Origin of the sequence: Brevibacillus sp. HB1.4B, assembly GCF_013284285.1 — a bacterium.
Lineage (GTDB): Bacteria > Bacillota > Bacilli > Brevibacillales > Brevibacillaceae > Brevibacillus > Brevibacillus porteri.
Window position 1 is genome coordinate 279,868 of record NZ_JABSUT010000006.1, and the last position, 13,694, is coordinate 293,561.

Here is a 13,694-nt window from a genome sequence, read left to right on the forward strand (position 1 = left end):
CAGCAAATTCCTACTACTTTTACCGAAATTCATCCCTATGGCGCTTGCTGGGGAAGTCAAATTTCTGTACCATTAAACAACATATAAGCATCCAATTATTGGATGGATGTTTCGTATATGGAGGTACACATGAAACTACTGAATAAAATTGTGGTCATCACAGGAGCCAGTCGAGGATTGGGTCTTGAAATGGCAAATGTTCTGGCAAAAGAAGGAGCGATTGTTTGGGCAACCTCTCGATCCGCGCCTCATCCGAACGAGATCGCACACGCTGAACCTGGAAGTGTGACGAATATACAGCTGGACGTGACAGACGAGCAAAGTGTCCTTGCCCTATTTGCGCAAGTACAAAGGTTATACGGACGTCTAGATGTCCTCGTCAACAATGCAGGAGTCGGCGTGTTTAAGCCTGTTGAACAAACAAGCTTAGAAGAATGGGAGAATGTTTTCCGCACCAATGTAACCGGACTCTTTCTTTGCAGCCGTGAAGGATACAAGGTAATGAAAGCTCACGGAGGACGAATCATCAATATCGCGAGTGTCTCCGGATATATTCCCATTGCGGAAAACGGCGTTTATGGTGCTTCGAAATTTGCCGTCCAAGGCTTTTCTCAAATTTGCAATGAAGAATGGAAAAACGACAATGTGAGGGTCTCTACCATTTTTCCCGGCGCCGTTCATACAAACATGACGGAGGACCGGCATTTTTTTGATCCGAGTGCGATGCTCGTACCAAAAGATGTGGCAGATACCGTGTTAGATATCGCCTCCCGTCCCCTACACGTTCGAATCGATGAAGTCAAAATCCTTCCTCCTAAAGGCATTCTCTAGATGACAGATTAATAAGGAGAGTTTACAAATGCAACAAGTAGCAATGATCACAGGAGCAGGCAATGGGATTGGGGCCGCAGCAGCAAAGCTTTTGGCTCAGCATGGGGTCCATGTCGCTGTTCTTGATGTGCAAGAAGAAAAGGCACAGTTAGTCGCCGAAGAAATCAATCAGGCAGGCGGTCAAGCCTTGCCCATTCGCTGTGATGTCGGTCAACGAGCGCAGGTTGAAGAAGCCATCCAGCTTGTGGAATCGCATTTCGGAGATATCACCATCTTGGTCAACAATGCAGGAGTGGGCGGTCCATTCCACCGGGTGGACGAAGTCTCCGATGAAGAATGGGATTGGATCATGAATACCAACCTGAAGAGTGTATTCCTGTTTTGCAGAAACCTGTTGCCCAAGATGAAAGAAAGGAACTTCGGGCGGATCGTAAACATCGCTTCTATTCAGGGCTTGCTAGGCTCTGCACATTCATCCACCTACGTCGCTTCCAAACACGGCATGATCGGCTATACAAAAACAATTGCGGCGGAATGGGGAGAGCATGGGATTACTTGCAATGCCATCTGTCCGGGATATGTGGATACCGTGATGGGCGTACGTCCGGAGGATATTTCGGATTACATGAATCGAGTCATCGTCAAAAGCCCGGTGAAACGCGTAGCTCAGCCGTTGGAAATCGCCCAGATGATTTATCATCTCGTCGGACCACATAGCGGGTACATCAACGGAGCCAGCATCACCATGGACGGCGGGATCAGCAGTCACATCGGAATTACGGATCAGTTGTCCTAGTTCGGACACGTAGAAATAGCCGCACGCTCGGTCAGCTTCCACCGGGCATGCGGCCTTTTTTCCCCTATAAAAAGCGGCGGTGCACTTTCTTGCCGTCGTACGTAAACAACACTTGTCGATCCTCCACCATCGATTCCAGGTGAACGGATTTCCCCCACAAGGTATAGATGTAAGGCAATGTTTTTTCTACGTATTTGACATCCAGCTCCAGCCCCTCGAAATGATGCTTCAAGTACAGCTCGCCGGAGCGTAAGTAATCCCCATCGTGCACGAGTACATAAGGGAATCCCCCATTAACCCGTGTGCCCGCAAGACCATCGCGTACCTGCTCCCACTGTTTTTCCGCGACAACCCAATCGTTGCCCTGCTTGCCGAACATATACAAATCCAGATCACTGACGAGGTCCTTGGTCAGGAAGTTGCGAATGAAGCTGATGTCGGACTCCAGCTCACGCACCTCGAAAATTTTCGCGCGTCCCTCTCCTGGCTTTCGTCCGAAGCGCTCCTGCTCTTCCTTCGTCGGATTATCCCAGCGTTTTTCAATGTCCTCCAAAATTTTCAGACCCAAATGATACGGATTAATACTCGTCGTCGAAGGCTGAATGACGGAGGAATGCAGCTTGGCAAACTCGATCGTCTCCGCTTCCGTCAGCTCCATTTCCCGCAGGATGCGCATATGCCAGTAGGTGGCCCAACCTTCGTTCATGATCTTCGTTTCCATCTGCGGCCAGAAATACAGCATCTCATCTCGAATGATCGTAAGCACATCCCGTTGCCAATCGTCTAGGATATTGCTGTATTCCATAATGAATAGCAATAGGTCTTTTTCCGGTTCTGGCGGGAATTTGCGTGGTGCTTTTACTGGCTCGGCTTCCTCTTTTGCTTTGCGGTCCAATCCCCAGAGATCGTCATAAGGAGATTGCCGTTCGTTCCTCGTCTTTTTATTCGACTCCTCTGGCTCTCGTTTCCAACGCAGCTTTGGACGTAGCAAGCTCGGATCGATATGCTCCTGAATCGCCAAGCTCGCATCGAGCAAATTCTCGACAGCATCCTTGCCGTACTCGATCTCATACTGGCGAATCCGCTCTCCACTGGCCGCCATGCTTTCGACCATATCCCGATTGGTGTTGGAGAAGCGCACATTGTTTTTGAAAAAGTCGCAGTGAGCAAGCACGTGAGCCACAATGAGCTTGTTTTGGATCAAGGAATTGCCGTCCAAAAGAAACGCGTAACAAGGATTGGAGTTGATGACGAGCTCGTAGATTTTGCTCAGATTCAGGTCATATTGCAGCTTCATCCGGTAGAAGGATTTTCCAAAACTCCAATGCGAAAATCGTGTCGGCATTCCATACGCGCCAAATGTATAAATGATGTCAGACGGGCATATCTCGTATCGCATCGGGTAAAAATCGAGATTGAACCCTTTGGCGATCTCCGTAATTTCGTCAATGGATCGCTCCAGTTCTTTTCGCTCGTCGTTGGTCAATCGTTTCGCCTCCCCCTTTTGCAGTCGGTCTACTTTATGTATATGGGGGACCATGCTAAAAGACGCCAGCATTTAGAAAAGATATTGCTCTTCATTCAAACAAATAATCAACTATCTAAAGTGTCGTTCAATCACTTCATCGCAAGAATAAATACAGAATATCCTTTAATTCCCAATTATCAGGTGGTAATCTTGAAGTAGATGTAAGAGAATCTACTATAATAGACCCTTGGTTCTGAGATGAGGTGAAATAATTAAAACTTTTGGGTACTTAATTACTTTCATACTCAACTTAATAGTAGCTTACTTTATTTACGATCAATCCAGCTATGTAAAACCTCTATTGCAGTCTATTTTTATAGTAGCCTTGATCGTTATATTGGATTTAATCTCGAATAAAAAGAGTAATCAAGTAAAGCACAAATAAGATGCATCTAAACAGCCTTAGTCCGGTAGTAGTTCGGACTAAGGCTGTTTACGTAAATTTGCTCTGTTATTCATCCAGAAAAAAAGGCATCCCCGACTGGAGACACCCTTGATTTGTTTTCCATCTTACTTCTTAACCCTTAAACCAGTCGCGTACACCAGAATAAATAAGAGCTCCCGCGAATACGACCACAGCGATGAGACCAACTCCATCTACCAGCGGGTCCAATCCATTAAGGAAGGAACCATCCACTGGTGCTTTCAGCAATGCGTAACCACCAAGGAGACCTCCAACGTTGGAAATCCATTTGTTCATATTACGTCACCTCCCGTCGCAGCAGCCTGTAAGCGTTGCCACTGCGATACTTTACTCTATGTCGGAGGTTGACAAGCGGCTTGTATGGTAGTCCAAGGCGCGTTCACCAAATTACAATTGGGCTTTAGCGGTTCTCGCCACTTTCTCGGTGCTGAAAAGTCGACTTTTTGAACTTGGATTTTTAAGTTAGAATAGAGAACAGACAAGTGTACAGGTTATGCGAAAAAAGGAGTGACGCACTCATGAAGCTGTTTTTGATGCTTGGCAGTATCAGTGGATTTCTTTCGGTTGCGTTAGGAGCATTCGGAGCACATGCACTGAAGGAAAAACTGGACGAGTATTCGCTGGGCATTTTCCATACGGGCGTGACCTATCAGACGACACATGCACTGGCTCTGGTGCTGGTTGCCCTGTTGCTCAAGTGGTACCCGGATTCTTCTGGCCTCGTTTGGGCGGGCTGGTGCTTTACAGCTGGTACGTTGATCTTCTCCGGCAGTCTCTACACGCTGGCGATGACCGGAATTAAGGTTCTCGGTGCGATTACGCCGATTGGCGGAGTTTTGTTCCTCGCTGGATGGGCGCTGCTTGCCATTCATGCTTGGAAAACCGTATCGTAGACAAAAATCTTGCAAAAGGTTGGGATTTTCATTCCCAGCCTTTTTTCTATCCGCCACGCCATGACTTCAGCGGAACTTTGCCTGCCAATAACGCCAGCTCCTGACACCCTCCATGGACGATTGCCATATGCTGTAGGGTTAGCAGTTACCCCACTCACAAGGAGAGGAAATCATGACGAAGCCCTCCTATACCCGCCCCTCGTACTTTTATGGTGGAATACCAGATGTCTACATGCAGATGGGGTACTATCCGTTTCCCACTCCTTCTGCTACGGAACAGCTGAGTCGGAGTGTTCACATTCCGTATGCGATGTCGATGGCGGATCAATGCAAATACTTCATGGGGCAATCGGAAAAAATGATCGTGAGCGATGGGGCTATCGGGATCGCTGCCTTGTCGAATCCCTTACGCTCCGGTGTTCATTTGTTTGTCCATCACTGGATGGTCACCAATCCATCCCCGCACCCGATAGAAGCACATTTCTTGTTTGGCAAAGGCTCCTCCCTCACTGGTGCAACTCTCTCACGTCAAGTGACTTCTGGTTATATTCAACTCCCCGCTTGTCCCGCCGCTCAAGGGCAAGTTTTGCATGGCGCCGGTATGACGGATACCTTTTCTGATCACATTCAGACCGCCACGCGAATCATTCCGGCGTCCTCCACCGTTGAGGCGACCCCTGGCGGACAGTGGATTCTCGGACCAGGAATGGCGCTCATTGTTCGCGTTCCAAACACTGGTGAGAAGACAGCCTTTTACCTTTCCATAGACTGGTGGGAACAACCCGTATATGGGTAGCTCTCACTGGAACGCTTGACGGACAAGTCTAGTCACAACAAAAAAGGGAACCCCCAAAGGAGTTCCCTGTCATTTCAATTCGTATTTTTCCTACACCATGTTGAAAAGCCAATTTTCACGTGATACAATGAGAATTGGTCTGTTGGTCAATTGTTAATATGTATCTATTTTATCTCCAATATAATAGTACCACATTCACTTTCGATTGTCAAACCATCAGATCAAAAATGGGGAACGAAAAAGGAGCGGTACCATGAGCGTGACTGATCAAGATCGGCAAAACGAACAACAACGTGTTGAACGAGTCATCTCAGAGATAAAGAACCGAATAGATGACCTCAAAGAGCATGTGAATGTCGTGAGCGAGGATATCATCGGAATTCGCAAGCATTTTTGGGACGATGTGACAGTCAACTTCGAAGATGCCATCGAAGCTGTCGAGACTTACGCCAGTATCAAGCAGCAAGCGGAAGTCCTGTCCGAACGTGAACGCATCCATCGCCATGCCCAAAATCAGTTGCGTACGCTACAGCGATTGTTGCACTCTCCCTATTTTGGCAGGATTGATTTTCAAGAAGAGCTAGAATCGAAGCCAGAAGCCATCTATCTCGGCATTGCTTCCTTGCTGGATAAAAACGACGAGGAGTTTCTCGTCTACGACTGGCGCGCACCTATCTCCAGTCTGTATTACGACTATTCGCCGGGGCCAGCAGAGTACAATACCCCAAGTGGAATCGTAAATGGAGAGATTGCGTGTAAAAGACAATACATCATTCGCGACGGCAAATTGTTGCACCTGTTCGATACGGGCGTGACGATTGGCGACGAGCTGCTTCAGGAGGTACTCGGCAAACAGGCTGACTCGCAGATGAAAAGCATCGTGGCCACGATCCAACGGGATCAAAACCGCATCATCCGCAACGAACGCAGCCGACTCGTCATCGTCTCCGGAGCTGCCGGTAGCGGAAAAACGTCTGCGGCTTTGCAACGAATCGCTTATTTGTTATACCGTTATCGCAAGACATTGACCGCGGAGCAAATCGTTTTGTTTTCGCCCAACTCCTTGTTTAATAGCTACGTCTCGACCGTTCTTCCTGAGCTCGGCGAGGAAAATATGCAGCAAACGACTTTTCAGGAATATGCGGAGCATCGTCTCGGTGACAACTTCCGCCTGGAAAACCCGCTTGAACAGATGGAGTATGTACTGACAGCAAGTGATCAGTCTGGATACGAGGCGCGTCTGGAAGGAATCCGTTTCAAATCAAGCGCCTTGTTTTTGCAAGCCATGGACGAATACGCGAATATCCTAAAGGAATCTGGTATCATGTTTCGCCCCGTTACATTTAGAAACCAGACACTAATCAGTGCTGCCCACATCCATGAGCTGTTTTATTCTCTCAGTACGAGTCTGCCGATCCCCAATCGGATGGTACTCGTTGCCAAATCACTGCTGACAGAGCTGAAAAAACTGGAACAGCGAGAACGATCAAAACCATGGGTAGAAGAGGAAATGGATCTACTTGACCGAGACGCTTACGTAGCTGCCTATCAATCGCTGCGCCGCAAAAAGCAGTTTCGGGAGGATACGTTCGATGACTTCGACCGAGAGCAGGAGCTCTTAGCCAACTGGATCGTCAAAAAGCAGTTTCAGCCTCTGCGCGATTTTATCCGGGAACTTCAATTTATTGATACTCGCGCTATTTACCGTCAGCTGTTCTTGTCACCTGACTTGCTCGGGACGCTTGCGCCAAATACTCTCCACCACGATGTATTGAACAATTGGCCCGCCGTGTGCGAACAGACAGCAGAGCGTTTAGAGCAACAGTATTTGGCATGTGAAGACATCCCTCCTTATTTGTATTTGCAGGAACGATTGGAGGGCAAGCAGACGAACAATCTCGTCCGTCATGTATTTCTCGATGAAGCCCAGGACTACTCCGCCTTTCAGTTCGCTCTCATCAAGAGCTTGTTTCCCCGTGCCAAAATGACCGTGCTGGGAGACTGGAATCAGGCGATTTACGCTCATGCGTATCACCAGAATAGCTTTGAGGCTGTCACATCCCTGTTTGAGCCTGAAGAGACGGAGACCTTTGTCCTGACCAAAAGTTACCGCTCCACCTATCCCATCGTCTTGTTTACACGACAACTTTTGCGAAACGGAGATATGATTGAGCCTTTTATGCGCGACGGTCGCTTGCCAACTCTAACCAAAGTGACATCACCTCAAGCTCATACCGATCAAATCGAAACGCGCATACGTGAGCTCGCCGATCATGGTCATCAGACGATCGCTGTTATCACAAAAACGCTAGAGGAAGCCCAAGGCGTTCATGACGCTTTACAAGAAAGATTGCCGATTCGCTTGATCAAGCCCGCCACCCTTTCCTTCGAAAAAGGAATCTTGATTATTCCCGCTTACTTGGCAAAAGGGGTCGAGTTCGATGCGGTCATCCTTTATGATGCTTCCGCCGCATGCTATGGCGAAGAAAGCGAACGCAAGCTTTTTTACACGGCATGCACACGAGCCATGCACGAGCTGCATCTTTACTATTCGGGTGAAAAAAGTCCATTTTTAGAGAACGTTTCTCTTGAGCTTTACGAGCTGTTTGTTTAAAAAAGAGATCCAGCTGACCGCTTACTGGTTCAGCCGGATCTCTTTTTCACCTTTTTAGACCCACACAAATCGTGACAAGCAACAGGATCAAGTTGAGCTCATAACCGCCCACAAAGCCTTTCGCCCATTTCACCGTCACAATCGCCCCTGCCATGATCGCAGCTAATCCCCAGGCAGCATATCTCGCCCCGATTCCGATGATCAGCGCGAGACCGCCGATCAGTTCTACGATCATAACCAGATACGCCAGCCACCCCGGCAAGCCGAGATCACCAAACGTCGTCACAACAACAGCCATCCCTTTTTGCAGCTTGGCTATGCCATGAATGAAAAACAAGATTCCCGTCCCGATCCGTAATAAAACAAACGCTTTTTCGTAAGCCATCTTCTCTTATTCTCCCTCCCCTCCACCACTACCATATGCCCACTTGCGTACAATCAGTCTTGTGCTCTCCGGCGGGACAACAGCTCAAAGCTCTGATGCTTGCAACGAGGGCAGCCGCGTTTTTTCAATTGTTCAATCGTCACTATTTTTGCCTGTGCCCCTACCTGGATCGACCTTTTGCAACGCTTGCATTGATACTCACGTTTGGAAGGAGTCTCTTCGCCTGTGTATAGCGACTCCAGAAACGGATGCTTGATCGTCGGAGCCGTCAGCTCTGTAGTGGTGAGCACGATCATCTGCCCCTTATTGCCAATCATTTGCGCCGCTTCATATTCATTGAAATGACTGAGCACCTCTCGTACGGTCAAGCCTGCCAGCACGAACTCCCGTTGCATATTCAGCGTGAAATCCGGGGATTTATGCGCAAAGGACAGGAAGATGGACAGTCCTTTTTGCTTTTGCAGCCCACTGATTCCGCGAGATAAAAACAAAGCCATTCCTTGCAGCGTGTAAGGTGGATCAGTAAAAAAGCAATCGTACCCACCCTGTAGCTTCTTCGGCAGCGGCTGCCGCAAATCAGCCTGATGGCAGGCTACGGTCAATGCTTTTTGCTTGGACACATCCGTAATGTACTGGAGAAAGCGTTCATCGATATCGACTACATCAATTTGCTCTGGTCGTTGTTGATTCCCTGGAAACAAACGCTTGAGCAAAAGCCCCAGCGAGATGCTGACTAAATCATCATCCCCTACGCATAATATTTTTTTGCCCACCAAGCTCTGATGCCGCAAGCATAAGATTGCCCTGCGCAAGCTCGTCTCGACTGTGCATTTGGACTGATCAATCTGTACATCGACTTGCGGACGCCCAGCAAAAATCGTCTCCATCTCCGTTTGCAAGTCAACCAGCTCGTTTTTCCAAGCTTCGTCGTCTTTCATCAGCTTCTCGTACAGCTCTCGATCCAACCCACCATACCCTAGCTTTTGCTCAATGAACGCTTCCCCTTCTGCGGTGCATCTTACCCCACTCCCCTGCTGTATGGCACCTGCCTTGATCAGCTCTTTTTTAATGGCAGTCGCCACAGGTACAGGCAAGAGTAGCTTTCTTGCCAGCTCTTTCGTAGGCAAACCCGGATGAAAATAACACGCAAGCAGAAACTGTTCGATCACTCGTTGACCTTCTTGTAAACGCACTTGTTTATAGGTGTCTTCGATATAATTTTTCATGTAGAGAACCTCTTTTCAAAAGGGATGGACCCATCGATGCATACAAAAAGGCAGAGCATGAACATTCGTTCATCTCCGCCTTGAGGGCATACGTTCGCTACGTGCGCGTGGATAGTCACGCAAAAAAACCGTGCGTAAGAGCACGGTTCCCGTAGTCGAGCAAATGGGTAGATGGATGACCGTAAGTTCTTAACCAATCAAGGTCTCCTCTATTCCATAGCAAATAAGCTCACATAAAATGAGGTTTTTGCCAAAAAGAATGGGAGTACCCTATCCAATTGCTTAGTTAAGAACACACACCGACATCAAAACGACCCCTTTTGAAAAGATACTTTCCATTATACGGCATTCGTAATCAATCGGCAAGAAGCTACATGACAGTCTCTACGATCGCATTTCTAGGCTGCTTCCGCTTTTCATGCAGCCTGCGCCCCAGCCAATAAAAGATCAAGCTAACCAGCGCCAATACTGCCATGACCAAAAACATCACAGGGCCACCATATGCAGTGAGCACCATACCACCTGCCCATGGTCCGAGGAAGCTACCCAGCATCGTTGCGCTTTGTGCCCCATAGTAAGTCCCTCTCATATTCGCGGGACTGATCTCGTCGATTTGCGCATACTCCGCAGGTACAATCAGGATTTCCCCTAATGTAAATATGATCATCGCCGTAATAAACCAAGCCCAGTCTGGCGAAAAAGCAAAGCCGATTTCTCCTATGGCCATCAGCACAGCGCCACCTGCTATCCGCGCAAACAAGGAATAACGCTCAACCAGCCTCGTCACTGGAATTTGTAAAAGCAAGACGGTAAATCCGTTGACGCTCATCAATGTTCCAAACAAGGCGACTCCCTCTGAAAAGTTTTCCCGCAAGTATTGGGAGAGAGTAACAGACATCTGACCGTACACCGTCACTAACAGGACTCCACCTGTGACAAAGGTAAGAAGAACGACATCCCTTCTGAGCACTTGCCAGATCTCAGCCAAACTAGCTCTCTCTACCTCTCCGTTCCCCCCGTCATCATCGGTGACCCCACATTTCCGACATGCCACTACTAAAATGATAGCAAAGCTCACCAAGGATACCGTCGTCAAAAAAAATGCCAGATTGCTGCCGGAAATCCCCAGAAAAGCACCGAGCATAGGACCAATCGCAAAGCCAAGATTGTTCGCAAGATAGCGATTCGAGAACACACGAAAACGCTTATGCTCAGGAGTCAAGTCTCCCATCAATGCTTTTGAAACCGTCGCAAATATCGAGGCCGACAATCCCATTATCATACTGATCAAAAGCAAACCGATCGGATACGCTACTGTAATGAATCCGATAATCGAGCACGCCATAGCCAGCAAGGAAAAAAACATCAACTTTTGTCTGCCAAATAAATCCGAGAGAATCCCGCCAGCAAATCCCCCGACTGTTCCAGCCAAGGGACCTGCACCGATAATAAGTCCAATATAGGCATGAGAGAGCTTCGTCGTTTCACCGAGATAGATGGCCAAAAACGGAATGCTCATGGATTGCGTTAGCTGAACGAAAACCGTCCCTGCCATCAATAAATGAACAATCGGGTGATACGCCTCCCACACTTGCCTCATTTTGCTCATACTGATTCAACCTACCCTCTCAACAGAATCATGCCATTTCCGTAAGCAAATTTACTCTGGTGTATGAAAAAAGGAACGAAGCAAGACGGGAAGACGCTCGACGAACGATTCGCGCAGACTGTAGTAGGAAATCGTCGTACTGCCTGTATAATGAGCTCGAATCAACCCCGCTCTGCGCAACACCGTTACATGATGATGGACGGTGCTTTTTGCCAGTGATACTTGCTTTTGCAATTCCCCGAGAGTGCAAGTCTTTTTCGCTAGACAACGCAAGATTTGCAGACGTTTCTCATCCGCCAGGCACTGTGTGATGGGTAACAGCTCCAGGAGCGGCTGTGGTCTGGTCATTGCCGCATCTTTGACAGGATACATGCAAGTGGCAAGCCCTCGATAAAAGTCGAGCACAGAAGAATGGGCGCTATGATATTGCGGGATCAGTACAACCTCTCGCAAATCTGCCATCGGCTCAATCCAGATACCGTGCGTAACATGATCGACCAATTCGATCGAAGGCGTTTCTTTAGCACGGCTTGTCAGCTCATTGGCGCTCCGTTGCAGACTCTCCAAAATGCGTGGTTCCACCTTTGAAAAATAATGTTCATTCCACCGGGTAAGCAGCGACAAGCTGTGATCACGGATTTCCCCCAGGTTCAGCGGGATTGTCTCCACCCATGGCGCGAGACGCTCATAAATTTCACCGGGAGGGATGCTTTCTAGCCACCCAAGAAATTCTTCGACGGATTTGGTCTGAGGCGATTGCGCTACAAGCAGCACCAAACGGTGGAGTACCTCCCAACGTTCATCTGCGAGTTCATCTGCAAAAGAAGCCGGAAGCATTTGTTTTGTCTCCTCTTTCCAAGCCGTACCAAGCAAATAATGCTTGCGCTCCTTTTCGTAAATGTAAGTGTAGAGGCTAATGATACATTCATACGCAGGAGACCATTCTACTCTGATCGAATATAGTCCATTCATTCTATCACCATCGAACGTTTAGTTTTTTTCAGTGTATCATTCTTGCAGGATTTTGCATAGCGCCATTTCGTTAGAATAACTTATAAAGGTCCTTATGAATGGGGTCAACATAGTGGAGGAGAAGAAAAAGCACAGTTCTCTTCGACTCTGACACGCCAGCAGGGGTGATTCACTGTCCGTCTCCACTTCCAAAAGGGGACCCGTCGAGCCAAAGCCACCCTATGGGCGGAAGTATCTCATGGAAGAAGTGTTCGACAAGCGTGGTCCCCTTTTGAAAGTTCCGACTAGGGAGGCGCTGTCAAGGTCTACGAGCCCTGTGCTTTTTCTTCTCACCAGCTTTGTTGGTTTATCGATACCTCTTACACCTTAGAAGATTATTTTTATCAGCATAAACTGATGGATGATCTTCATTTTTGTTTGCGCTAGGCATCCTCAAGGGGGAGCAGCAGAAAGTTTTACTGAAACCATGCAAGAAGCAGACGCTGAGGCACCTTGTTCAACGCAAAAAAAGTAAGCCCCCAGCTTCACCAAACTGACGGGGCTTACCTATACTAGCTTTCCTTATACAAACGGCGGGTCCCACGCTTTTTTTCGCCAGCCCAACCGATGATCAACAACATTCAAATCACGGTCCAAGACAACATCTACGCCAAATGGCAGCTTGCGGTTGTACCAAAAACGCACATCACTCCACGTGACTTCATAACCGTCGGCAATCTCCTTCCACGTGACGTGGATTCGTTGAGCAAATCCGAGAAAAGCACGAACTCCGTCCACACCGACAGTAGCCTGAATGATTGCATCACGCTGCTGTTTCGGATACACATCCTCCAGTATCACACGTGCATACTCGATTCTCCCTGTGTAAAACAGTTCCTCCGTCTCTACGACGAATCGCCAGTGAAAAGGATGTATGCTAGGGAAAACATGGGTTATGCCCCTTGTTTCCAATGCCCTTTCTACCCGTCTGACGTTACGGTGATGCTGCCAAGCCCGCACACCAATATACACGAACGTCATGCCATATGCTATCGGAAATAGCACACTGGGATCTCCGTTAAAAGCTATCCACCATATCGCCGCTGCTAGATGAACCGCGAACACCAGTGGCTCAAAAATCGCGAGTACATCCAAATGCACCCAGCGCTTGTTAATAGGGCGAATACACTGGACTCCATAGGCGTTTAGCATATCGAGAAAAACATGCAGCACAACAGCCAGCAGCGTCCAACCGTACAAAATCCCGAACTGCCCCATGAGACCATAACCCCAGGCGAGAGCAAGACTGATGATGAGGGGCCACAGAAACAAGGCGGGAATCGAATGAGTAATTCCCCGATGAAAACGAATGTAAAAAGAAATACCGCGAAGTCTGGCCACAGTGTCGAAATCCGGGGCATGAGAGCCCACTACCGTTGCGACCATCAGCGCCTGAGCAAGTGCCGGATCATGTGCCACTGCCGGCGTGATATGAGCTAAGCCCGCCAGTGTGACACCCAACAAAAGATGACTGCCAGTGTCCATTACGATGCCTCCCTTTGCAAGTACTCCCTTCTCTTTTACTGTACGAAAAAATAGCGAGGATTCTATAAACCGCAGGTAAAGGTTATCCGAAGATTT

At 48.2% G+C, this 13,694-nt stretch carries 12 protein-coding genes; 5 read left to right on the top strand and 7 right to left on the bottom strand.

Annotation, left to right across the window (positions count from 1 at the left end):
- Nucleotides 1–129 precede the first annotated feature (129 nt).
- Nucleotides 130–831 (top strand): SDR family oxidoreductase, encoded by a 702-nt coding sequence (locus HP398_RS17070; RefSeq protein ID WP_017247299.1) that lies wholly within the window; start codon nt 130–132, stop codon nt 829–831.
- A 28-nt stretch (nt 832–859) separates the two neighbouring features.
- Nucleotides 860–1,627, top strand: a complete 768-nt coding sequence (locus tag HP398_RS17075; RefSeq protein ID WP_173623207.1) for an SDR family NAD(P)-dependent oxidoreductase — start codon at nt 860–862, stop codon at nt 1,625–1,627.
- A 64-nt stretch (nt 1,628–1,691) separates the two neighbouring features.
- Here HP398_RS17075 and HP398_RS17080 read toward each other — a convergent pair whose 3' ends face one another.
- On the bottom strand, nt 1,692–3,113 hold the full coding sequence (locus HP398_RS17080) for a SpoVR family protein (protein ID WP_173623208.1): 1,422 nt from the start codon (nt 3,111–3,113) through the stop codon (nt 1,692–1,694).
- Nucleotides 3,114–3,672: 559 nt separating this feature from the next.
- Nucleotides 3,673–3,855, bottom strand: a complete 183-nt coding sequence (locus HP398_RS17085) for a hypothetical protein (protein WP_017252010.1) — start codon at nt 3,853–3,855, stop codon at nt 3,673–3,675.
- 242 nt (nt 3,856–4,097) lie between these two features.
- Here HP398_RS17085 and HP398_RS17090 point away from each other — a divergent pair, with 242 nt between their 5' ends.
- From HP398_RS17090 to helD, 3 genes are all read left to right on the top strand, one after another.
- Nucleotides 4,098–4,472 carry a DUF423 domain-containing protein gene (locus HP398_RS17090; RefSeq protein WP_012684886.1) on the top strand — a complete coding sequence of 125 codons (375 nt, stop codon included), beginning with the start codon at nt 4,098–4,100 and terminating at the stop codon, nt 4,470–4,472.
- Nucleotides 4,473–4,644: 172 nt separating this feature from the next.
- Nucleotides 4,645–5,268, top strand: coding sequence for a DUF6143 family protein (locus HP398_RS17095; RefSeq protein ID WP_017252009.1), 624 nt, complete (start codon nt 4,645–4,647; stop codon nt 5,266–5,268).
- 253 nt (nt 5,269–5,521) lie between these two features.
- On the top strand, nt 5,522–7,882 hold the full coding sequence (gene helD / locus HP398_RS17100; protein ID WP_173623209.1) for an RNA polymerase recycling motor HelD: 2,361 nt from the start codon (nt 5,522–5,524) through the stop codon (nt 7,880–7,882).
- A gap of 46 nt (nt 7,883–7,928) precedes the next feature.
- Here helD and HP398_RS17105 read toward each other — a convergent pair whose 3' ends face one another.
- From HP398_RS17105 to HP398_RS17125, 5 genes are all read right to left on the bottom strand, one after another.
- Nucleotides 7,929–8,267, bottom strand: a complete 339-nt coding sequence (locus HP398_RS17105) for a DoxX family protein (RefSeq protein ID WP_017252007.1) — start codon at nt 8,265–8,267, stop codon at nt 7,929–7,931.
- Nucleotides 8,268–8,320: 53 nt separating this feature from the next.
- Complete coding sequence (locus HP398_RS17110; RefSeq protein ID WP_173623210.1) at nt 8,321–9,493, bottom strand: bis-aminopropyl spermidine synthase family protein; 1,173 nt, start codon at nt 9,491–9,493, stop codon at nt 8,321–8,323.
- 370 nt (nt 9,494–9,863) lie between these two features.
- Entirely contained in the window at nt 9,864–11,093 is a 1,230-nt protein-coding gene (locus HP398_RS17115) for an MDR family MFS transporter (RefSeq protein ID WP_254476176.1), read from the bottom strand.
- A gap of 60 nt (nt 11,094–11,153) precedes the next feature.
- Nucleotides 11,154–12,074: an ArsR/SmtB family transcription factor gene (locus HP398_RS17120; RefSeq protein WP_173623212.1), complete on the bottom strand. Its 921-nt coding sequence runs from the start codon at nt 12,072–12,074 to the stop codon at nt 11,154–11,156.
- A gap of 561 nt (nt 12,075–12,635) precedes the next feature.
- Nucleotides 12,636–13,598 (bottom strand): metal-dependent hydrolase, encoded by a 963-nt coding sequence (locus tag HP398_RS17125; RefSeq protein WP_173623213.1) that lies wholly within the window; start codon nt 13,596–13,598, stop codon nt 12,636–12,638.
- Nucleotides 13,599–13,694: the final 96 nt, after the last annotated feature.